22 protein-coding genes are annotated in these 21,320 nt (G+C 72.5%); 12 read left to right on the top strand and 10 right to left on the bottom strand.

The window, feature by feature from the left end:
• Positions 1-25: 25 nt before the first annotated feature.
• Positions 26-883 carry an ABC transporter substrate-binding protein gene (locus tag ACIGHB_RS31685; RefSeq protein ID WP_399917936.1) on the bottom strand — a complete coding sequence of 286 codons (858 nt, stop codon included), beginning with the start codon at positions 881-883 and terminating at the stop codon, positions 26-28.
• 271 nt (positions 884-1,154) lie between these two features.
• On the opposite strand from ACIGHB_RS31685, the gene ACIGHB_RS31680 reads away from it, so the two are divergent.
• The gene (locus ACIGHB_RS31680) at positions 1,155-1,397 is read left to right on the top strand and encodes a hypothetical protein (protein WP_360313006.1); all 243 of its coding nucleotides are present in this window, start codon (positions 1,155-1,157) and stop codon (positions 1,395-1,397) included.
• Between the two features lie 185 nt (positions 1,398-1,582).
• Here the strand turns inward: ACIGHB_RS31680 and ACIGHB_RS31675 are convergent, their stop codons facing one another.
• Positions 1,583-2,236, bottom strand: a complete 654-nt coding sequence (locus ACIGHB_RS31675; RefSeq protein WP_399917934.1) for a TIGR03086 family metal-binding protein — start codon at positions 2,234-2,236, stop codon at positions 1,583-1,585.
• Between the two features lie 226 nt (positions 2,237-2,462).
• Between ACIGHB_RS31675 and ACIGHB_RS31670 the strand changes: the two genes are divergently transcribed.
• Positions 2,463-3,335 (top strand): DUF6597 domain-containing transcriptional factor, encoded by an 873-nt coding sequence (locus ACIGHB_RS31670; protein ID WP_399917932.1) that lies wholly within the window; start codon positions 2,463-2,465, stop codon positions 3,333-3,335.
• Positions 3,336-3,349: 14 nt separating this feature from the next.
• Positions 3,350-3,907: a GNAT family N-acetyltransferase gene (locus ACIGHB_RS31665; RefSeq protein ID WP_360313000.1), complete on the top strand. Its 558-nt coding sequence runs from the start codon at positions 3,350-3,352 to the stop codon at positions 3,905-3,907.
• Here ACIGHB_RS31665 and ACIGHB_RS31660 read toward each other — a convergent pair.
• The gene (locus ACIGHB_RS31660; RefSeq protein ID WP_399917929.1) at positions 3,891-4,331 is read right to left on the bottom strand and encodes a GNAT family N-acetyltransferase; all 441 of its coding nucleotides are present in this window, start codon (positions 4,329-4,331) and stop codon (positions 3,891-3,893) included. The two genes, ACIGHB_RS31665 and ACIGHB_RS31660, sit on opposite strands and share 17 nt — an antisense overlap.
• 105 nt (positions 4,332-4,436) lie before the next feature.
• On the opposite strand from ACIGHB_RS31660, the gene ACIGHB_RS31655 reads away from it, so the two are divergent.
• The gene (locus tag ACIGHB_RS31655) at positions 4,437-5,171 is read left to right on the top strand and encodes a Mut7-C RNAse domain-containing protein (protein WP_360312996.1); all 735 of its coding nucleotides are present in this window, start codon (positions 4,437-4,439) and stop codon (positions 5,169-5,171) included.
• 15 nt (positions 5,172-5,186) lie between these two features.
• Here the strand turns inward: ACIGHB_RS31655 and ACIGHB_RS31650 are convergent, their stop codons facing one another.
• On the bottom strand, positions 5,187-5,747 hold the full coding sequence (locus ACIGHB_RS31650; protein ID WP_360312994.1) for a TetR family transcriptional regulator: 561 nt from the start codon (positions 5,745-5,747) through the stop codon (positions 5,187-5,189).
• 101 nt (positions 5,748-5,848) lie between these two features.
• Here ACIGHB_RS31650 and ACIGHB_RS31645 point away from each other — a divergent pair, with 101 nt between their 5' ends.
• Entirely contained in the window at positions 5,849-7,294 is a 1,446-nt protein-coding gene (locus tag ACIGHB_RS31645; RefSeq protein WP_399917926.1) for an FAD-dependent oxidoreductase, read from the top strand.
• 37 nt (positions 7,295-7,331) lie between these two features.
• Here ACIGHB_RS31645 and ACIGHB_RS31640 read toward each other — a convergent pair whose 3' ends face one another.
• Positions 7,332-7,649, bottom strand: coding sequence for a hypothetical protein (locus ACIGHB_RS31640; protein ID WP_399917924.1), 318 nt, complete (start codon positions 7,647-7,649; stop codon positions 7,332-7,334).
• A 36-nt stretch (positions 7,650-7,685) separates the two neighbouring features.
• Between ACIGHB_RS31640 and ACIGHB_RS31635 the strand changes: the two genes are divergently transcribed.
• Together ACIGHB_RS31635 and ACIGHB_RS31630 are read left to right on the top strand one after the other, a co-directional pair.
• Complete coding sequence (locus ACIGHB_RS31635) at positions 7,686-7,946, top strand: hypothetical protein (RefSeq protein ID WP_399917922.1); 261 nt, start codon at positions 7,686-7,688, stop codon at positions 7,944-7,946.
• Positions 7,947-8,028: 82 nt separating this feature from the next.
• On the top strand, positions 8,029-8,784 hold the full coding sequence (locus ACIGHB_RS31630) for an SDR family NAD(P)-dependent oxidoreductase (protein ID WP_360312988.1): 756 nt from the start codon (positions 8,029-8,031) through the stop codon (positions 8,782-8,784).
• A gap of 118 nt (positions 8,785-8,902) precedes the next feature.
• On the opposite strand, the gene ACIGHB_RS31625 is transcribed toward ACIGHB_RS31630, so the two are convergent.
• A complete protein-coding gene (locus tag ACIGHB_RS31625) occupies positions 8,903-10,096 on the bottom strand; it encodes an RtcB family protein (protein WP_399917920.1) in 1,194 nt (397 codons plus the stop codon).
• Between the two features lie 174 nt (positions 10,097-10,270).
• Here ACIGHB_RS31625 and ACIGHB_RS31620 point away from each other — a divergent pair, with 174 nt between their 5' ends.
• The 3 genes from ACIGHB_RS31620 (at position 10,271) to ACIGHB_RS31610 (ending at position 13,665) form a co-directional block, all read left to right on the top strand.
• Positions 10,271-11,215, top strand: a complete 945-nt coding sequence (locus ACIGHB_RS31620; protein WP_399917918.1) for a DUF3558 domain-containing protein — start codon at positions 10,271-10,273, stop codon at positions 11,213-11,215.
• A gap of 108 nt (positions 11,216-11,323) precedes the next feature.
• Complete coding sequence (locus ACIGHB_RS31615) at positions 11,324-12,064, top strand: DUF3558 domain-containing protein (RefSeq protein ID WP_360312982.1); 741 nt, start codon at positions 11,324-11,326, stop codon at positions 12,062-12,064.
• Positions 12,065-12,234: 170 nt separating this feature from the next.
• On the top strand, positions 12,235-13,665 hold the full coding sequence (locus ACIGHB_RS31610) for a DUF2637 domain-containing protein (protein WP_399917916.1): 1,431 nt from the start codon (positions 12,235-12,237) through the stop codon (positions 13,663-13,665).
• A 117-nt stretch (positions 13,666-13,782) separates the two neighbouring features.
• Here ACIGHB_RS31610 and lysS read toward each other — a convergent pair whose 3' ends face one another.
• Positions 13,783-15,504, bottom strand: a complete 1,722-nt coding sequence (lysS, locus tag ACIGHB_RS31605; protein ID WP_360312978.1) for a lysine--tRNA ligase — start codon at positions 15,502-15,504, stop codon at positions 13,783-13,785.
• 242 nt (positions 15,505-15,746) lie between these two features.
• Between lysS and argS the strand changes: the two genes are divergently transcribed.
• The gene (gene argS / locus ACIGHB_RS31600) at positions 15,747-17,510 is read left to right on the top strand and encodes an arginine--tRNA ligase (RefSeq protein ID WP_399917913.1); all 1,764 of its coding nucleotides are present in this window, start codon (positions 15,747-15,749) and stop codon (positions 17,508-17,510) included.
• 19 nt (positions 17,511-17,529) lie between these two features.
• Here argS and ACIGHB_RS31595 read toward each other — a convergent pair whose 3' ends face one another.
• Positions 17,530-18,816: a helix-turn-helix domain-containing protein gene (locus ACIGHB_RS31595; protein WP_399917911.1), complete on the bottom strand. Its 1,287-nt coding sequence runs from the start codon at positions 18,814-18,816 to the stop codon at positions 17,530-17,532.
• Positions 18,817-19,094: 278 nt separating this feature from the next.
• Between ACIGHB_RS31595 and ACIGHB_RS31590 the strand changes: the two genes are divergently transcribed.
• On the top strand, positions 19,095-19,829 hold the full coding sequence (locus tag ACIGHB_RS31590; RefSeq protein ID WP_399917909.1) for a DUF4232 domain-containing protein: 735 nt from the start codon (positions 19,095-19,097) through the stop codon (positions 19,827-19,829).
• A gap of 45 nt (positions 19,830-19,874) precedes the next feature.
• On the opposite strand, the gene ACIGHB_RS31585 is transcribed toward ACIGHB_RS31590, so the two are convergent.
• Positions 19,875-20,147: a DUF1876 domain-containing protein gene (locus tag ACIGHB_RS31585; protein ID WP_360313093.1), complete on the bottom strand. Its 273-nt coding sequence runs from the start codon at positions 20,145-20,147 to the stop codon at positions 19,875-19,877.
• A gap of 146 nt (positions 20,148-20,293) precedes the next feature.
• Positions 20,294-21,298 (bottom strand): porphobilinogen synthase, encoded by a 1,005-nt coding sequence (hemB, locus tag ACIGHB_RS31580; protein WP_399917907.1) that lies wholly within the window; start codon positions 21,296-21,298, stop codon positions 20,294-20,296.
• Positions 21,299-21,320 lie beyond the last annotated feature (22 nt).

Genomic DNA, 21,320 nt, shown 5'->3' with positions numbered 1-21,320 from the left:
GGCGGACCCGCGACGGCAGGGCCGGCTAGGCGGCGGTGAGGGCTTCGGCCAGGGCGTGGAAGAAGCGGGCGTACGCGGCGGGGCTGGGCGGGATCTCGGGGTTCCACGGCACGAGGCGCGCACCCGCCGGCAGCCGCTCCGGGCCTTCGGGCCGGGTCGCGTGGGCCCTGCTGTCGTAGAGGACCAGCGCGGGGGCGAGATCGAGGGCCCGCTCCCACCCGGTCGTCAGCCAGTTCGCGCCCGGCCCCGGCCCGGGGTCGATCAGCCGGACGCCCAGCCCGGCGAGCCGCGCCAGCTCGGGCCACGCCCCCGGGCGCGCCAGGTACACCTGTTCGGCGCCGCCCCCGGAGAGCGCCAGCACCCCGAACCCGGCCCCCGCCGCCACGGCGGCCGCCCGCACCGCCGCCTCCGCCTCCGCCAGTCCCGCGCCCCCCGGCCCGGCATCCCGGGCGCCGAGCGCCGCCCCCAGCTCCCCGAAGCGGCTGATGATCGCCGGCAGGCTCAGATCATTGCCGACGGAGAGCGCCGCCAGCGGCACCCCGATCCCGACGGCGAGCTCCTCGTCCAGGGCGTACGGGCTCTTCCCGTCGTACGTGACGTCCACCACCAGGTCCGGGCGCAGCTCCCGCAGCCGCTCCTCGTCCAGCGCCCGCCCCGGGCCGAGGTACGGCACCCCGGCCGCCGCCAGCCCGCAGTCCTTCGCCGGGTCCGCCTCCGCACCGTCGTGCCCGGAGCCGTACACCGCGACCGGCGTCACCCCCATGTCGAGCAGGGCGGCCCCGGCCCGCACGTAGGCCACCACCCGCGCCGGCCTCTCCGGCGCCCCCAGCTCCACCCCTCTGTCGTCCGTGAAACCCCAACCGTGCGCACCCGCTCCGGACATGTGGCTGCTCCCTCCCCGGCCGGACATATGCCTCCGCCGCCACCTTCGGACGGTTCCCCGTCCGGCACAAGAGGGCCTGCCCGACCTCACCGCCCACCCCAGCCGTCCGGGACTTTGGTCCCGGACCCCCCTGCCGAAAGTCCCCCAGGGTGGTGTTAACTGAACGGGTCGGGAGGAAGCAGTAGGAATCGTCTGCGCCGCCGCCGTGCCCGCACGCCGCCTGCCGGTGCGTGCGCCGCGCCGCCGGCCCTTTCGCCCTGGAGTGAACGTCATGTCCGTGCCCGGCCAGTTCTCCGACCCCCGTGTCCTCACCCTCTTCGCCGTGCTCGCGGTCGCGACGGGCGTGTGGCTGGCGGCGGGCCTGCGCGCCCGCGCCCGCCGGAACCGCTCGCTGACGCCGCTGGACCGCGTCTGGCACCCGCAGGAGTCCGTGCCCCTGACCCCGGCGGAGGAGCTCGCCTTCGGCCAGGTCGTCTCCCGCCTCTCCCTGACCTCCACCGGCCGCCTGCGCTGACGGCCACCCGCCGCCCACCGCCCCACCGGCGGGTCCCGCTGCCCGGCAGGCCCTCTGTCTTCTCGGCCGGTCCCGCTGCTTCGCCGGCCCGGGCGCCGCTGCTTTCCTGGCGGGTCCCGCTGCTTTGTGGGCCGGGCCCCGCTGCGCCGCAGGGCCGGGCCACGCTCCCGCCCGCTCGGGGGGCATCAGCGGGTCGGTCCGCCCCGGGGGTCGCGGCCGGTCGTCGCGAGCAGCCTCTCGAAGGTGCTCGCGCCGGGCGGGAGCTCGACGGCGTCGCCGAACACATTCATCTTCCGGGCCATCGGCGCCATCCCCTCCACCTCGTCCACCAGCCCGGCCACCACCTCCGGGTCGGGCTCGAACTCCCGCCCAGTCGCCCTCGCCAGGTCCCACGCGTGCACGGTGAGGTCGAGCAGCACCATCGACCCGACCGTCCTGGCCGGCAGCCCCATCGCCCCCGAGGTCCCCTCCTCGGCCCCCGGCGCCGCCCACGCCTCCACCAGCTTCCCGGTCTCCGCCGCGAAGCTCTCCCTCCACCCCGGCTCCGCGACCCGGTCCGGAGTCTCGGAGAAGTCGGCCCCCTCCTTGGCCGCGAGCGCCTGGAAGTTCACGACCACCGAGAACAGGTGGTTCAGCAGGGCACGGACGTCGTACTCGGCGCAGGGCGTGGGCGCGCCGAGCGAGGCGTCGTCCGTGCCCGCGACCAGGGGGACGGCCCGGTCGGAGGCGGCGCGGAGCAGAACGCCGAGGGAGACATCACTCTTCTCGAAGGCAAGGTGCGACTCGTCGGTGCGAGCGGTCGTACCGTCGGGGCCAGGGTGCTTGTCGTCGTACGTCATGGCCTCGACGCTATGAGAACTCCCCGGCCCAGGCTTGAAAAACGCGCCACGAACCCCGACCCGCCCCGGATCCCGGCCCCTAGGGCCTGCCCAGGCCAAAGGTCGCCCCGCCGACCGACCTGGCCCGCCGACCGCCCCGACCCGCCGAGCCGGCGCCGCGTCCGGGCGCCGAACGACCTGACCCGCCGACCGGCCCGACCGGCGTCGCACCCCTAGGATCGAAACCATGTCCGAGCCCGCCCCGCGCCGGGACACCCGGGGCATCGTCGCCCCGTCCGAGCTGCTCTCCCGGGTCCGCTTCCGCCGGCACCTCCCGGCGCCGGAGCTGCGCCCGTACCTGGAGCACTACTGGCTGATCGACTGGGCGCTGCCGGAGCCGTACACCACGCATGTCGTCCCGCACCCGTCGGTGAACGTCGTCTTCCAGCGATACGGCCCCCTCGGCGGCGGGCCCTCGGCCGCCCGCCCGGCGGCCGAGGTCTCGGGGATCGGGCTGGGTCTGTTCACCAAGCGACTCGAAGGAGAGGGCCGGGTCTGCGGCGTGCAGTTCCGGCCCGGCGGCTTCCGCCCCTTCGCCCCGGCGTGGCCGGTCTCGGAGTGGACGGGCCGCCGGGTCCCGCTGCACGAGCCGTTCCCTGACACGAGGGACCCGGCGGGCGACGGCGCCGCGGACGGGACCGTGCTCTCCGCCGTCCTCTCCCCCGACGACGACCACGCGCGCGTGGCGGCCCTCGACGCCTTCCTCCTCGCCCACGGTCCTGCCCCGGACCCGGCCGCCGACACGGCGATGGCGCTCGTGGACCTGGTCCGCGCCGACCGCACGGTCCTGCGCGTGGGCCGGCTCGCCCGGCTCTCCGGCCTCTCGCCCCGCTCCCTCCAGCGGCTCTTCGCCTCCCACGTCGGCGTCGGCCCGAAGTGGGTGATCCTGCGCTACCGCCTCCACGAAGCCCTGGAGCGGGCCGAGGACGGTGCTGCGCCGGACTGGGCGGGCCTCGCCGTCGAACTCGGCTACAGCGACCAGGCCCATCTCGTCCGGGACTTCACCGCCACCGTCGGCCTCTCGCCGACCGCGTACGCCCGGGGGATGTCGGTGCCGTGACATACGGTGCGGGCATGAACGAGCAGCCCGAGAAGACCGCGGCGACGACCGCCCCGTCCGTGCGTCTCGAAGCCTGGTCCGAGGACGACGCCGGACTGCTGCGCGCGCTGAACGCGCCGGAACTGATGGGACACCTGGGCGGGCCGGAGACCGAGGAACAGCTGGACCGGCGCCACCGGCGGTATGTGGACCTGAGCGCCGACACCTCGGGCAAGGGCCGGATGTACCGGGTCGTGCTGCTGCCCGACGGACTCGTCGCGGGCAGCATCGGCTTCTGGGCCACCACCTGGAACGGCGAGCCGGTGTACGAGACGGGCTGGGCGGTCCTGCCGGGCTTCCAGGGCCGCGGCGTCGCGACCCTGGCCACGCGCGCGGTGGCGGAGCAGGCCCGGGCCGCGGGCCTCCACCGCCACCTGCACGCCTTCCCCTCGGTCGAGAACGCCGCTTCGAACGCGGTGTGTCGCAAGGCGGGGTTCGACCTGCTCGGGGAGCAGGACTTCGAGTACCCGCCGGGCAACCCGATGCGCTGCAACGACTGGCGGCTCGACCTGGGCGCTACCGGGGATCGGTGAGCGGCCGCACGAAGTGGAAGGCGGCGATGTCGAAGCGCTCACGCAGGTAGAAGCGGTGGGCGCCGGTGCGGTGAGTGCCCGAGTCGAGGTTCAGCTCGTGGCAGCCGGCCGCGCGGGCGTGGCCTTCCAGGTGCGCGATGAGCGCGTGGCCGACGCCCGTCGAGCGGACGGCGGAGGCCGTCACCAGATCGTCGACGTACAGCTTGCTGAGCGAGCTGGTGTTGAAGACGAGCCGCCAGCCGGCCGCGCCGACGCACCGGCCGTCGTCCCCGTAGGCGGCGGAGAATCGCAGGCCCTGCGCGTGGCCGCGCGCGTACACGTCCCGGAAGACGGCGGGGGTGAGGTGCGGTCGCAGTTCGACGAGGACCGGCAGGAGGTCGCTCTCCAGCCGGGGGTCGCCGGGTTCGAGGTCGATGATCTTCATGCGGGGACGGTAGCCCAGCCACGCCCGGACGTCTCCGGCGGTCACCACCGCGCCCAGCCGGGAATTGCCTGGCCCGCCGTCGGGGACCGGTGCGATCCTGTCCCCGTGAACGGACCGGAGATCCAGATCAGCTTCGCCCCCGGCCTGGCCGTCTTCGTCGCCGCCGAGCGGCGTACGGGGCGCACGGCCGTGACCACCGACGGCGTCTCCTCGCTGGGCCACGTCGTCGAGTCCCTCGGCGTACCGCTCACCGAGGCGGGCCGGCTCCTGGTCGACGGCCGTCCCGTGGAGCACGCGCACGTGCCGTCGGCCGGCGAGAGCGTCGAGGTCGAGGACGTCACCCGCCCGCAGCCGGTGCCCGGCGCGCCCCTCCGGTTCCTGCTCGACGTGCACCTGGGCACCCTGGCCCGGCGGCTGCGGCTGCTCGGCGTGGACGCGGCGTACGAGAACGAGGACATCGGCGACCCGGCGCTCGCCGCGCTCTCCGCCCGGGAGCGGCGGGTCATGCTCTCCCGCGACCGGGGGCTGCTGCGCCGCCGCGAGCTGTGGGCGGGCGCGTACGTGTACAGCGACCGGCCCGACGACCAGCTCCGCGACGTCCTGGAACGCTTCCAACCGCGACTGGCACCCTGGACCCGCTGCACGGCCTGCAACGGCCTCCTGACGGACACCGGCAAGGACGAGGTGCGCGAGCGCCTGGAGCAGGGCACCGAGAAGACGTACGACGTGTTCGCGCGATGCGAGGAATGCGACCGGGTCTACTGGCGGGGCGCCCACCACGCCCGCCTGGAGGCGATCGTCGACGAGGCGGTACGCGAGTTCGGCGCCGCCGCACCCTGAGGCCCGGCCCCCGCCTCAGGGGCTCTCGGCGGTGAGGTACCGCTGGACGGTCGGCGCCAGCCAGGCGACCAGCTCGTCCCGGCTCATCGCCGCGGCCGGCGGCAGCCGGAGCACGTAACGGGCGAGCGCCATGCCGAGGATCTGCGAGGCGACGAGCGCGGCCCTGGCGGGGGCCTCCTCGGGCTTCGGGCAGACGCCGAGGGCGACGGGGCCGAGCTGCGCCCCGAAGATCGCCTGCATGCGGGCGGCGCCCGCGTCGTTGGTGACACCGACCCTGAGCAGCCCGGTGAGCACGTCGTCGCGCTCCCAGCGGTCGAGGAAGTGGTTCACGAGCACGGCGCCGATGTGCCTGGACGGCAGCGCGCCGAGGGCGGGCAGGGCCAGGTCGATCTCGGAGGCGGCGGCGAACAGCCCCTCCTTGTTGCCGTAGTAGCGCATGACCATCGAGGGGTCGATCCCGGCGTCGCGGGCGATGGCCCGGATCGTGGCGCGCTCGTACCCGTCGGCGGCGAAGCGCTCGCGGGCGGCCTCCAGGATCGCGGCCCGGGTGGCGTCGGAGCGGCGTGCGGTCGTCATACCCACAACTGTAGGCCAACGGGTGTTGACACGCCACGACGAGAGGCTCTACCGTTGCCAACAAGCGTAGGCCAACAAGCGTTGACCATCGGAGGGCAGCCATGCGCACCACCGACCACCGCACCACCGACGGCACCACCACCGACACCGACGTCATCGTCATCGGCGCCGGACCCACCGGACTCCTCCTCGCCGGCGACCTCGCCGCCGCCGGCCTCCGCGTCACCCTCGTCGAGCGCCGCCCCGCCGGCCGCTCCAACCTCACCCGCGCCTTCGGCGTCCACGCCCGCACCCTCGAACTCCTCGACGCCCGCGGCCTCGCCGACGCCCTGGAAGCCACCGGCACGCCCCTCACCCGCATGCGGCTCTTCGGCCACCTCTCCCTCGACCTCCGCCGCCTCCCCTCCCGCTTCGACCACCTCCTCATCACCCCCCAGTACGAAGTCGAGCGCCTCCTGGAACAGCGCGCCGCCGACTCCGGCGTCACCTTCCGCCACGACACCACCCTGCACGCCCTCCACCAGGACGCCCACAGCGTCACCGCCGAACTCACCGGCCCCGACGGCACTCCCCTCACCCTCCGCGCTCGCCACCTCGTCGGCACCGACGGCCACCGCAGCACCGTCCGCACCGCCCTCGGCCTCCCCTTCCCCGGGACCAGCGTCATCCGCTCGATCGTCCTCGCCGACGTCCGCCTCGCCGACGAACCCGCCGAATCCCTCACCGTCAACGGCTCCGGCGACACCTTCGCCTTCATCGCCCCCTTCGGCGACGGCTGGTACCGCGTCATGGGCTGGGACCGCACCCGCCAGGTCCCCGACAGCGAACCCGTCGACCTCGACGAGGTCCGCGCCCTCGCCCGCCGCGCCCTCGGCACCGACCACGGCATGCACGACGCCCGCTGGATCTCTCGCTTCCACAGCGACGAACGTCAAGTTCCCGCCTACCGCGTCGGCCGCGTCTTCCTCGCCGGCGACGCCGCCCACGTCCACTCCCCCGCCGGCGGCCAGGGCATGAACACCGGCCTCCAGGACGCCGCCAACCTCTCCTGGAAGCTCATCGCCGTCCACCGCGGCGACTCCCCCGATCCCGAAGCCCTGCTCGACAGCTACCAGGCCGAGCGCCACCCCGTCGGCGCCATGGTCCTGCGCACCAGCGGCGCCCTCGTCCGCCTCGCCATGGCCCACACCCCCGCCACCCGCGCCCTGCGCGCCCTCGCCGCCGCCACCCTCAACACCCTCCGCCCCGCCTCCGCCAAGGCCCTCGGCATGATCAGCGGCCTCGGCATCACCTACGCCCCCACCCCCGGCGCCGGCCGCAGCTCAGGCCGCCGCGCCCCCGACGTACCGCTCCGCGAGGGCCGCCTGCACACGCTGCTCCGCGCGGGCGAGTTCGTCCTCATCGCCCCCGAAGGCGCCACCCCGACCCTGCCGCGCCTCGCCCCGACCACCGCTACCCGCGTCGTCCGGGCCACCTGGACCGACCCCGCCCGCCGCACCACGACCCTCGTCCGCCCCGACGGCTACGTGCTCTGGAGCAGCCGGTGACCACCCCACCACCACCGGAAACAGAAGTCGCCCGGAATCAGAAGACGTACGGGTCCCCGGTCGCGAGCACCAGCACCCGATGCCGGTCGTTGGCCGGATTCCGGTCCGCCCCGCCGGCCCGCCACGCCGTGCTCACATCCACCGTCAGCTCCTGCGGCAGCCCCGCCGCCCGCAGATCCAGCGCCAGCTCACCGGCCCCGCCCCCGACCGACAGCGCGCCCGTCCGGCAGGACACCACCCGGTCACTGCTCCACAGACAGCCCGGCGGCAGCACCTGGCCACCCGCCATGGGCACGGAGAAGGCCAGCCGCACGGTGGCGTCCGCGACTCCGGAGGGCCCGTGGTTCTCCGTCACGAGCCACACCCCGACCCGCCCGTCCCACAGGGACACATGGCCGTGATGGGCGAGATCCGCCTCACCCCCGACCACCTCGACCCCGACCACTTCGACCCCGGCAGCCCCGGCCCCGACCGCCCCGGCCCCGGCCCTACCGCCACCCGGACCGCCACCCCGACCGCCGGCCGGACCGTCGGCCGCTCCGGCGGCCGTCCCGGCACCCAGCACCATCAGCGCCGCGAGCACGGCCCCGAGCACACCCTGAGAGATCGCACGCATAAGCCAAAAATAACCACAGATCATCGCCTTCTCTGACAATAGGTCAGCCCGCGTGTCCGCTGCCGCCACCTATCCTGGCCACCACACCACCCGACCACCTGTGCGAGGAGCCTCCGCCATGTCCGCCCCCATCGCCGTCATCACCGGAGCGAGCAGCGGCATCGGCGCCGCCACGGCCCGGCAGCTGGCCGCCGCCGGCTACCGCGTGGTCCTCACCGCCCGGCGCAAGGACCGCATCGAAGCCCTCGCCGCCGAGATCACCGACGCCGGCCACCAGGCCACCGCCTACGCCCTCGACGTCACCGACCGCGCGGCCGTCGACGAGTTCGCCACCGCCTTCCGCACCCTCGCCGTCCTCGTCAACAACGCCGGCGGCGCCCTCGGCCTCGACCCCGTCGCCACCGGCGACCCCGAGGACTGGCGCCGCATGTACGACGTCAACGTCCTCGGCACCCTCCACATGACCCAGGCCCTCCTGCCCGCGCTCACCGCGAGCGGCGACGGCACCGTCGTCGTCCTCTCCTCCACCGCGGGCCACAGCACCTACGAGGGCGGCGCCGGCTACGTGGCCGCCAAGAACGGCGCCCGTGTCCTCGCCGAAACCCTCCGCCTGGAGATCGTCGGCACCCCGGTCCGCGTCATCGAGATCGCCCCCGGCCTGGTCAAGACCGAGGAATTCGCCACCACCCGCTTCCGCGGCGACACCGACCGCGCCGCCAAGGTCTACGCCGGCGTCGCCGAACCCCTCACCGCCGACGACGTCGCCGACACCATCACCTGGGCCTGCACCCGCCCCCCGCACGTCAACATCGACCTCCTGGTCGTCCGCCCCCGAGCCCAGGCGTCCAACACCAAGCTCCACCGCGAGCCGTAGACGCGAACGGGTGCGGGAAAGGGTCGGGGCCCCGAAATGACCCCGACCCTTCAGCCCACAGCAGCCAGCCCACAGCCGTTCAGCCCACACCCCTTCAGCGCTTCACCGCTTCAGCGCTTCAGCCCTTCACGCAGATGACCTGCTTGAGCTTGGCGACGACCTCGACGAGGTCGGTCTGCTGCTCGATGACCTTCTCGATCGGCTTGTACGCGCCCGGGATCTCGTCCACGACGCCGGAGTCCTTACGGCACTCCACACCCCGCGTCTGCTCCTCCAGGTCCCGCGTCGAGAAGCGCCGCTTGGCCGCGCTGCGGCTCATCTTCCGGCCCGCGCCGTGCGAGGCGGAGTTGAACGAGGCCGCGTTCCCGAGGCCCTTGACGATGTACGAGCCGGTGCCCATCGAGCCGGGGATGATGCCGAACTCCCCCGAGCCCGCCCGGATCGCGCCCTTACGGGTCACGAGCAGGTCCATCCCGTCGTACCGCTCCTCCGCCACGTAGTTGTGGTGGCAGGAGATCACCGGATCGAAGGTGACCTTCGCCTTCCGGAACTCCCTGCGGACGACCTCCTGGAAGAGCGCCATCATGATCGCGCGGTTGTACTTCGCGTACTCCTGCGCCCAGAAGAGGTCGTGCCGGTAGGCGGCCATCTGCGGCGTCTCCGCCACGAACACCGCCAGGTCGCGGTCGACAAGCCCCTGGTTGTGCGGCAGCTTCTGCGCCACGCCGATGTGGTGCTCGGCCAGTTCCTTGCCGATGTTCCGGGAGCCCGAGTGCAGCATGAGCCACACCGAACCGGATGTATCGATGCAGAACTCCACAAAGTGATTGCCGGCTCCGAGCGTTCCCATCTGCAGCGCCGCCCGCTCCCTGCGGAACTTCACCGCGTCCGCCACCCCGTCGAAGCGCGACCAGAAGTCGTCCCAGCCGGCCGTCGGGAACTGGTAGAGCCGCTTCGGGTCGACCTCCTCGCGGTGCATGCCGCGGCCGACCGGGATGGCCTGCTCGATCTTCGAGCGGAGGCGCGAGAGGTCGCCCGGGAGGTCGTCGGCCGTCAGGGAGGTCTTCACGGCCGACATCCCGCAGCCGATGTCCACGCCCACCGCCGCCGGACACACCGCGTCCCGCATGGCGATGACCGAGCCGACCGTCGCGCCCTTGCCGTAGTGCACGTCCGGCATGACCGCGAGGCCCTTGATCCACGGCAGCGTCGCCACGTTCCGCAGCTGCTGCATCGCGCCGCCCTCCACCATGGAAGGATCGGCCCACATCCGGATGGGCACCTGCGCACCCGGTACCTCTACATACGACATACTTCCTCGATTCCCCCGAAAAGCCTGATAACGCAAAAACCGGAGCCAAAGCCCGTACAGGTGACGGCGGACCGGCATCGACGGCTGCGTGTGCGATAGACATTGTGTCCATCCGCCTTCAGGGGGCGGCAAAGGGTTTTCGGGAATGACTTCGGGAGAAGGGAGCCTGGGACGGTGCAGCGAAAGAGGTACTCACCCGGCCGCGCTCCCGGCACCCTCCTCGGTCTCGGCGCCGGGATCGCCGTCACGCTCGGCGCACTGACCGGCTGCTCCGCCGCCGACCCCACCGAGGACGTCACCCTCGACGCGAAGGCGGGCGCCGCCGCCGCGGCCGTCGCACCGCCCGGCCGCTACCGCACCCTCTTCGAGCCCTGCGGCGCCGTCACGCACGCCATCCTGCGCGAGCTGCTGCCCGGCACCGCCACGATGACCGACGCCGATCGCGCCAAGGCCCTCCGCGGCACGCCCGCCGTCACGTACGACACCGACCGGCGCGTCGGCTGCGCCTGGAACGCGGACGCGGAGAACGGCGCGCACCGGCTGGTGCTCGACGTGGAGCGGGTGGTCTCGTACGACCCGACGGTCAGTGACGCCACCCGGGCGCAGGAGGTCTACGCCCGCAAGCAGCTCGCGGCCGGGATCGTCGTACCGGAGACGCCCACGGCCACCACCACCTCGACGGCCGTCGCCCCGTCCTCCACCGCCGCCTCTCCGTCCTCCTCAACCCCTCCCGCGACACCCACCGAACCCGCCACACCCACCGCACCCACCACACCCCCCACGGACGCGGCCACGGGTACGGGTACGGGTACGGCGTCGCCGACCGGGGCGCCCGCCACCGCTCCCACGAACACCCCCTCCGCGCCCGCGGCCACCGGTCTCGAACCGCGGACGCTGGGCGGGCTCGGGGACATCGCGTTCGTCGACGACGCGCTGGGGAAGCCCGGCGGGAACGGTCAGCAGCGGGTCGTGAGCGTGGTGTTCCGCACATCGAACGTGATCGTGACGGTCGAGTACCGGCAGCGTACGACCGGGGCGGCGGCCGCCCCGGACAGCAAGGAACTGCAGGACAGGGCGCAGAATCTGGCGCGGCTGCTGGCCGAGCGGCTGGAGGAGTAGCGGGCCGTCCGGGCGGGCGGCTCGACCCCCCGGGCGCCGGGGGACCACGTAACGTGTCGCCGTACCCAGGGCCGCCAGGCCGCCGTACGACAAGCGACTGAAGGAACCATGCAGCGATCAGCTCCGCGACTCACCCGCATTCTCGCCGCCGCAGCCGTCCCGGTGATGCTCGTCGTCGCCGGCTGCTCCTCGGACTCGGGAAGCGGCGGCGGTAACGGGGCCGGTGACGCCGGTGCGGGGCAGGGGAAGGCGTCGGCGACCGCGTCGGCGACCCCCTCGCCGACGCCGACGGTCGAGCCGGCGAAGTTCTCGAAGCTGCCGTCGGCGTGCAAGGCGCTCGTGGCGAAGACGACGGCCTCGCTGGTGCCGAAGGCCAAGAGCGCGAAGGGGACGGCGGCGGCGTCCACCGACCTGTCGCAGCGCGGCGGCTGCTCCTGGAACGGCCTGGAGGACAAGGGCGTCAAGGGGTCGCAGTACCGGTGGCTGGACGTGTCGTTCTACCGGTACGACTCCGAGGTGTCGCTGGGCAGCGGCCAGGCCCGCGCGCAGGAGAACTTCACCAAGGAGCTCGGCAAGATCCAGGCCACCACGGGTGCGAAGAAGCTGAGCACCGTGGCGGCGAAGGGCATCGGTGACGAGGCGAAGACGGTGACGTACACCGTGAAGAAGACCGACGAGGACTTCGTGTACGCCTCGGTCGTCGCCCGGACGGGCAACGTGCTGGTGCTGCTGTCGTACAACGGCGCCGGGTACGCGGGCGCGCCGACGCCGGACACGAAGAAGATCGTCGAGGGTGCGACGAAGGCGGCGAAGGAAGCGGTCGCCGCGGTGGCGGCGGCCAACAAGTAGTCGTACCCGTCGCACGGGGCCGGCAACCCCCGTCGGCTGCGCGGGTAGTGGCACAAATCAACACAGACAGGCGTGTCCGAGCGGAGCCCGTCCCTCCCCAGGGGGTCGGGCTTCGTTCAGGTGTGCCACTCTGGGGCCCGCGAACGTCGAAACACGGGAGGGGATCGCGGGTGGCCGCGATGGAGCTGACACGCACACACCGCATACTCATCGGGCTCGTCATCGGCGGCGCGGTGATCATCGCGGGGATCGGTTTCGCTGGTTCGTACGCGGCCGTGCGCGAGCTTGCCGTGCACAAGGGCTTCGGTACGTTCTCGTACTTCTTCCCGATCGGCATCGACGCGGGCATCTGTGTGCTGCTCGCCCTGGACCTGCTGCTGACGTGGCTTCGGATCCCGTTCCCGCTGCTGCGGCAGACGGCGTGGATCCTGACGGCGGCGACGATCGCGTTCAACGGCGCGGCGGCGTGGCCCGACCCGCTGGGCGTGGGCATGCACGCGGTCATCCCGGTGCTGTTCGTGGTGGCGGTCGAGGCGGCGCGGCACGCGGTGGGCCGGATCGCGGACATCACCGCGGACAAGCACATGGAGGGTGTGCGGCTGACCCGCTGGCTGCTGTCGCCGGTGCCGACGTTCCGGCTGTGGCGGCGGATGAAGCTGTGGGAGCTGCGCTCGTACGACCAGGTGATCAAGCTGGAGCAGGAGCGGCTGATCTACCAGGCGCGGCTCCAGGCCCGTTTCGGCCGTGGCTGGCGGCGCAAGGCACCGGTGGAGGCGCTGATGCCGCTGCGTCTGGCCCGGTACGGCGTTCCGCTCGCGGAGACGGCTCCGGCGGGGCTGGCGGCGGCGGGCGTGGAACCGGTGCTGATCCCGCCTCACCCGGCGCAGGCGCAGATCCCGGCGCAGGCCGGGCAGCCGCAGCCGCAGCCCCAGCCGCTGACCATGGTCCAGGCGCCGGCGCAGGTCCTTCAGGGGCTCCCGGCAGCGCAGCCCGCGGCGGGACAGCAGCCGCCGGCGCAGGCCGGGCAGCCCCAGCCCCAGCCCCAGCCCCAGCCGCACGCCCTCCAGACCGCGCAGGCCGCGCAGGCAGTCGAGGAACCGCCGCATCCCAACCACGAGAGTCCGTGGTTCGACACCCCGCAGGTCACCCCTGAGGGTTACGGGGGCTCGTACACGGCGCAGGCGGGCGAGCAGGTCGGGGAGCAGGCGCAGGAACTGGCACAGGAGCAGGCGCGGGAGCGGATTCCCGAGCGAGTCCAGGAGAGCGCGCCCGACGGCGTCTCGGAGGACGTCCCTGGGGCGGACGGGACTCCGGAGCCCGAGCAGGGGCGTCCGGAGCTGTACGGGGTGCTTCAGCAGCCCGACCCGCTCCAGCCGCCCGACCCGCAGATGGAGGAGTTCCGGGAGATCGCCTACAAGGTGACGTACGGGTTCGTGCAGGAGTACGAGCGCTTCCCGACTCCGTTCGAGCTGGATCAGATGGTGGCGGAGGCGTACGGCTTCCAGCAGCTCCCGGAGCCCCAGTCGGACCTGCTCCAGCTGGTCACCCCGGAGGTGCAGGAGCGCGTCCGTGAGGAGATGCAGGAGTTCGACCCCTCCTGACCCACTCGCCCCCTCCTGACCCGCTCGCCCCCTCCTGACCCGCTCGCGCCACGTGCGCACACGCAGAAGGGCCGCCCCCCGAACAACCCGGGGGCGGCCCTTCCGTATGCGTTCAGCTCACGCGCCAAGCAGCTTCCGCACCCGGTCCGCGCCGACGGCGAGGAGGAGGGTGGGGAGGCGGGGGCCGGTCTCGCGGCTCACGAGGAGCTTGTAGAGGAGGGCGAAGAAGGAGCGCTGGGCGACCTTCAGCTCGGGGGTGGGCTTGGCCTCGGGGGTGAGGCCGGCCATGACCTTCGGGACGCCGTAGACGAGCGTGGTGAGCCCGTCGAGCGACCAGTGGCTGTCGAGGCCCTCCAGGAGCAGGCGGAGCGATTCGCGGCCCTCGTCGTCCAGGGAGCCGAGGAGCTCGGTGTCGGGCTCGTCGCGGACGATGGTGCGCTGGTCGGCCGGGACCTGGGTGGTGATCCAGTTCTCGGCGCGGTCGAGGCGCGGCCGGACCTCGTCGAGCGAGGTGACCGGGGACTCGGGGTCGAGGTCGGTGAGGATCCGGAGGGTCTGCTCGTCGTGGCCGGCGGTGATGTCGGCGACCGAGGCGAGCGTGCGGTACGGGAGCGGGCGCGGGGTGCGCGGCAGCTCGCCGGCCGCGGTGCGGGCGGCGCGCGCGTGGGCAGCGGCGTCGGCGGGCAGGACGGTGCCGTCGGCGACCTTGGCCTCCAGCTTGTCCCACTCGTCGTAGAGCCGCTGGATCTCCTGGTCGAAGGCGATCTTGAAGGACTGGTTGGGCTTGCGGCGGGCGTAGAGCCAGCGGAGCAGCTGCGGCTCCATGATCTCCAGGGCGTCGGCGGCGGTGGGGACGCCGCCCTTGGAGGAGGACATCTTGGCCATGCCGCTGATGCCGACGAAGGCGTACATGGGGCCGATGGGCTGGACGCCGTCGAAGATGCCGACGATCTGGCCGCCGACCTGGAAGGAGGAGCCGGGCGAGGAGTGGTCGACGCCGGAGGGCTCGAAGATGACGCCCTCGTAGGCCCAGCGCATGGGCCAGTCGACCTTCCACACGAGCTTGCCGCGGTTGAACTCGCTGAGCTTGACGGTCTCGGCGAAGCCGCAGGAGGTGCAGGTGTAGGCGAGTTCGGTGGTGTCGTCGTCGTAGGCGGTGACCGTGGTGAGGTCCTTCTCGCACTGCCCGCAGTAGGGCTTGTACGGGAAGTAGCCGGCGCCACCGCCGGAGCCGTCGTCCTCGGCGGCCGCTCCGGAGCCTTCGGCGGCTTCCAGCTCGGCCTCGTCGACCGGCTTCTGGGACTGCTTCTTGGGGGCCTTCTTGGTCCGGTACTGGTCGAGGATGGCGTCGATGTCGCCGCGGTGGCGCATGGCGTGCAGGATCTGCTCGCGGTAGACGCCGGAGGTGTACTGCTCGGTCTGGCTGATCGGGTCGTACTCGACGCCGAGTTCGGCCAGTGCCTCGACCATGGCGGCCTTGAAGTGCTCGGCCCAGTTCGCGTGGGGCGAGCCGGCGGGGGCGGGGACGGAGGTCAGGGGCTTGCCGATGTGGTCGGCCCAGCTCTCGTCGATGCCCTCGATGCCGCCCGGCACCTTGCGGTACCGGTCGTAGTCGTCCCAGGAGATGAGGTGGCGGACGGTGTACCCGCGGCGGCGGATCTCGTCGGCGACCAGGTGCGGGGTCATGACCTCGCGGAGGTTGCCGAGGTGGATCGGGCCGGAGGGGGAGAGGCCGGAGGCGACGACGACCGGTTTGCCAGGCGCACGTCGCTCCGACTCGGTGATGACCTCGTCCGCGAAACGGGAGACCCAGTCGGTCTCGGTGCTGCTCTGAGCCACGGTCGGTACGTCCTTCTTTCCAGATCCTTGCGGGAATCCCGGGAATCCCTCGAAGCCTTACGTCTGCCATTGTCCCAGACGGAGCGGGGCGCCCCGAGGTTGTCCACAGGCGGATTCTTCGCGGGTCGCTTGTCCACAGACCGGGCACGGCCGTGGAAAAAGCCTTGCCTGCCCATGGGACACTTGACAAGCGATTCAGACCACCGGGACACCCGGACACGACACAACAGGAACGGAAGCTCATGGCCTCGGTCCCTTCCCTCGCTTCTACCGTGCAGCAGCGCCTCGCGGAAGGTCTCTCGGCAGCCCTGCCGGAGGCCGGTTCCGCCGACCCGCTGCTGCGACGAAGCGACCGGGCCGACTTCCAGGCCAACGGCATCCTGGCGCTGGCCAAGCGGTTCAAGGGCAATCCGCGTGAGCTGGCGGCGAAGGTCGTCGAGTCGATCCCGGCGAACGACGTGCTGAAGGAGATCGAGGTCTCGGGCCCCGGCTTCCTCAACATCACCGTGTCGGACGCGGCGATCGTGAAGACGCTGGCGGCCCGTGCCGCCGACGCGCGCCTGGGCGTGCCGCTGAACGAGGCGGCGGGCACGACGGTCCTCGACTACGCGCAGCCGAACGTGGCGAAGGAGATGCACGTCGGCCACCTCCGGTCGGCGGTGATCGGCGCGGCGATGGTGGAGATCCTGGAGTTCACGGGCGAGACCGTGATCCGCAGGCACCACATCGGCGACTGGGGCACCCAGTTCGGCATGCTGATCCAGTACCTGATCGAGCACCCGCACGAGCTGGACCACAAGGGCGAGGGCGCGGAGGTCTCCGGCGAGGAGGCCATGTCGAACCTGAACCGGCTGTACAAGGCGTCGCGTGCGCTGTTCGACACGGACGAGGAGTTCAAAACGCGGGCACGCGCCCGCGTGGTGGACCTCCAGGCCGGTGACGAGGAGACGCTCGCCCTGTGGCAGCGGTTCGTGGACGAGTCGAAGATCTACTTCTACTCGGTCTTCGACAAGCTGGACATGGACATCCGTGACCCCGACGTGGTCGGCGAGTCCGGGTACAACGCCATGCTTCAGGAGACGTGCCGTCTGCTGGAGGAGTCGGGTGTCGCGGTCCGCTCCGAGGGAGCGCTGTGCGTGTTCTTCGACGACATCAAGGGCCCGGACGGCAACCTGGTGCCGCTGATCGTCCAGAAGTCCGACGGCGGTTTCGGCTACGCGGCGACGGACCTGTCCGCCATCCGCGACCGGGTGCAGCACCTGAAGGCGACCTCGCTGCTGTACGTGGTGGACGCCCGCCAGTCGCTGCACTTCAAGATGGTCTTCGAGACGGCCCGCCGGGCCGGCTGGCTGAACGACGAGGTGAAGGCCGTCCAGCTGGCCTTCGGCACGGTCCTCGGCAAGGACGGCAAGCCGTTCAAGACCCGTGAGGGCGAGACGGTCCGGCTGGTGGACCTGCTGGACGAGGCGATCGACCGTGCCTCGGCCGTGGTCCGCGAGAAGGCCCAGGACCTCACCGAGGAGGAGATCGCCGAGCGGGGCGCCCAGGTGGGCATCGGCGCGGTGAAGTACGCGGACCTGTCGACCTCGGCGGCCCGTGACTACAAGTTCGACCTGGACCAGATGGTCTCGCTCAACGGCGACACCTCGGTCTACCTCCAGTACGCGTACGCCCGTATCCAGTCGATCCTGCGGAAGGCCGGGGACGCGAAGCCGGTCGCGCACCCGGAGCTGGAGCTGGCGCCGTCGGAGCGGGCCCTCGGTCTGCACGTCGACGGCTTCGGCGAGGCGATCGAGGAGACCGCCGCGGAGTACGCCCCGCACAAGCTGGCCGCGTACCTGTACCAGCTGGCCTCGCTGTACACGACGTTCTACTCGGAGTGCCCCGTGCTCAAGGCGGACACCCCGGCGCAGGTGGAGAACCGCCTCTTCCTCTGCGACCTGACGGCCCGGACGCTCCAGCAGGGCATGGCGCTGCTGGGCATCCGGACGCCCGAGCGCCTCTGACGCCGCCGGGGCGGGTGGGTCACTCCTGAGCGACCCACTCGCCCTTGTCGGGCCAGTAGCCGTAGACCGTACGGCCCTCGATGGCGTCCGTACGGAACGGCTCCCCGCCGTCGTCGATGCGCAGGACCCCCTTCCTGTCGCCGGTGCTCCACTCCAGCTCCAGGTACCAGGCGACGGCGTGCTCCTCGGTGTGGACGTCGAGGTTGAGGACCTCCGCGTTCCCGGTGGCGACCTGGTACGGAAAGTCCTTCGCGGGCACGACCCGGTCCCCGTCCTGTCCGGCGACCGGCTTCACGTACGGCCGGGACGCGTCGAGGTCGACGTCGAAGGTCTGCGGGGTGATCCCGCTGCCGCAGCCGTCGCCCATGGAGTACGCGGCCCGCTCCGGCGGCTCGTCGCGGTCGACGACACGGACGTGGAGCCGTGACAGGACGACCGGCTCCCGGGTGCGTCCGGTGACGGTGACCTGGAGCTGCATGTGCCCGCCGTCGATCCCGCCGAGCGCGCGGGCCCAGCCGCGGGTGTCCTGCGGCGGGGGCGGCGGGGGCACGTGCTCCGGCTTCTGGTCGAGGACGTAGTACTGGCCGCAGGGCTCGGCCCAGTTGTACGAGCTGATGCCGGCGTTCAGCGGCGCGGGAGCGGCGGGAGCGGCGGAGCCCCCGCGCGGCTCCTTCTCCCCGTCCCGCGTCACGAGGTAGGCCCCCGGTACGGCGAGCGCGACGACGGCCACGGCCGCGAGGACGGTCATGAACCGCGCCCGGGAGCGCGGAGGGGCACCGCCCCCGCCCGGGGACTCCGCGGAGACCACGACGACGGGGTCGACGGACCCGACGACTTCGGCGGACTCGGCGACTTCGGCGGGCTGGACGACTTCGACAGGCTCGACCGCCTCTGCGGCCCTCGCCGCTTCTGCGGCCCCAGCCGCCTCGACGGCCCCGGAATCCACGTCGGGGGCCGGCACATCGGCGGCGGCCACGCCCGCGGCCGCCACGCCCGCGGCCGCCACATCGGAGGCGGCCACCTTTGAGGCCGCCACATCGGCGGCGTACTCGCTCCCGCTCCGCCCCCGGGTCTCGTCCGCGACGATCCAGGCGCGGTGGAGGGCGACGAGTTCCTCCCGTGAGGCGCCGCAGAGCCGCCCGAGCCGTTCCACGGGGGCGAAGTCGGTCGGCACGGCGTCGCCGTTGCAGTACCGGTGGAGGGTGGAGGTGCTGACGTGGAGGCGCTTGGCGAGGGCGCCGTAGCTCAGCCCCGACCGCTCCTTGAGGCCCTTGAGCAGCCCCGCGAGCCGGTCCCCGGTGTCCATCCGTCGCTCCCCCGTCACTGTCGGCGTCCCAGGAACGCGTTCCGGGCGAGGTACGTCTCCCCAGGTCACCGGGGGTGGAAGCGTTCCAGCGTTCCTCATTGTCCCGTGCCGATCGACACCGGGTCACACCGGCTCGCAGCATGGAGCCATGCCGAACAGCCGCGTCACCGACGCCCTGGCACTGACGGTGCTGGTCATCTGCACCGCGATCGTGATCACCCTGCTCGACGGCCGCTGAAGACCGGAACGACCGAACCGACCACTACGGGGGAACCACCATGCGCACGTCCGTCCGCCGCCTCGCCCTGCCGGCCGCCGCCCTGGCCGCCGCGCTCGCCCTCACGGCCTGCCAGTCCACCGACCAGGAACCGGCGGCCAAGGCCCCGGAGAAGCCGCAGCAGACCACCACCGCGCCGGCCACCGGGCCGACTCCGACCACCGAGCCGACTCCGACCAGCGAACCGACCTCGACCACGCCGCCGAAGCCCGCTCCCACCACCGCCGCGCCCACCGCCACACGTACCCCCGCGTCCACCCCCAGCCCCGCCCACACCCCCACCCGCACCACGCCGAAGCCCCAGCCGCCCGCCGACGGCGACGACGCCCCCGCCAGCCGCCCCTGCACCGCCGCGGACGTGAAGGTCGTGGCGAGCAAGGTCACCCGCCCGATCAACCACCTGGCGCTGACGATCACGAACACCGGCGGCCGCCGCTGCGACGCGATGGGCGCGCCCCTGGTCGGCTTCGACCACAGCCAGGCGCCGATCAGGATCGTGGAGGAGAGCAAGCCGCACGCCGTGGTGACCCTGCTGCCCGGGGAGTCGGCCTACGCCTCCCTGATCCTCACCGGGGAGCCGGGCGGGGTCACGCACGGCATGACCATCCGCACGATCAAGGTGAACCTGACCACGGACAGCATGAAGACGGTGACGGCGCCGGAGGGCACGTACGTGGACGACGGCGCCGCCGTGTCGTACTGGCAGCGGGAACTGGAGGACGCCCTCCAGTACTGAAGCCCTACTGACGTCCGGATCCGCCGCGAAAGCCCGGATCCGCCGCTACCGGTTGATCGGATACGACTTCCGCCCGGACGCCTCGTCGATCTCCGTGTGCGCCTTCTGGAGCAGCTGCGAGGCCAGGTCCATCAGGGCGCGGGCGCCGGCGATCTCCTCGCCGACCCGTAGCTGTTCCGGGTCGGAGGGGTGGCGGTGGGCATTGCCGTGGGCCCGGAACTCGGAGCCGTCCCCGAGCCGGACCATCGCCGCCGCCCGCGTCCGGTCCCCCTCCTCCTTGAACTCCATGTCGACGTGCCAGCCGACGAGCGTGTTCATCATGAGGACCACCTCCGGGAGGTACCTGTCGGGTACCTCTCCAGGGTGCGCCGCCCGCCGGTCGGCGGCGAGCCGAGGTCAGCCGCACGCCTGGCTCAGCCGCACGCCTGGCTCAGCCGCACGCCTGGCTCAGCCGCACGCCAAGGTCAGCCCCGACCCGCCCCGAGCTTCCGCGCCACCTCCGTGGCCCAGTAGGTGAGGATCATCTGGGCGCCGGCGCGGCGGATGCCCGTGAGGGTCTCCAGGATCGCCTTGTCGCGGTCGATCCAGCCCTTCTCGGCGGCGGCCTCGACCATCGCGTACTCGCCGCTGATCTGGTACGCGACGACCGGCACGTCCACGGACTCGGCGACCTTCGCGAGCACGTCCAGGTAGGGCCCGGCCGGCTTCACCATCACCATGTCCGCGCCCTCCTCCAGGTCGAGCGCCAGCTCGCGCATCGACTCGCGGAGGTTGGCGGGGTCCTGCTGGTAGGTCTTGCGGTCGCCGGTGAGGGACGAGCCGACGGCCTCGCGGAAGGGGCCGTAGAAGGCGGAGGAGTACTTCGCGGTGTACGCGAGGATCGACACGTCCTCCTTGCCGATGGTGTCGAGCGCGTCGCGGACGACGCCGACCTGGCCGTCCATCATCCCGGAGGGGCCGACGACGTGGACGCCTGCGTCGGCCTGGACCTGCGCCATCTCGGCGTACCGCTCCAGCGTGGCGTCGTTGTCGACCCGGCCGTCCTCGGTGAGGACGCCGCAGTGGCCGTGGTCGGTGTACTCGTCGAGGCAGAGGTCCGACATGATCACGAGCTCGTCGCCGACCTCGGACCGCACGTCCCGGATCGCGACCTGGAGGATCCCGTCCGGATCGGTGCCCGCCGTACCGAGCGCGTCCTTCTTGGCGTCCTCGGGCACGCCGAAGAGCATGATCCCGGAGACGCCCGCCTCCAGGGCCTCCACCGCGGCCTTCCGCAGGGTGTCCCGCGTGTGCTGGACGACGCCGGGCATCGCGCCGATCGGCACGGGCTCGGTGACGCCCTCGCGCACGAACGCGGGCAGGATCAGGTCGGCCGGGTCGAGGCGGGTCTCGGCCACCATCCGCCGCATGGCGGGCGTCGTCCGCAGCCGGCGCGGTCGGGCCCCCGGAAAGCTTCCATACGAGTTCATCCCTCGAATCTACGCCCGCCCC

The sequence above is a fragment of the Streptomyces sp. NPDC085460 genome (assembly GCF_044541975.1).
Lineage (GTDB): Bacteria > Actinomycetota > Actinomycetes > Streptomycetales > Streptomycetaceae > Streptomyces.
Note: the sequence above shows the minus strand (reverse complement) of the source record. Positions and strands in the feature narration are given on the sequence as shown.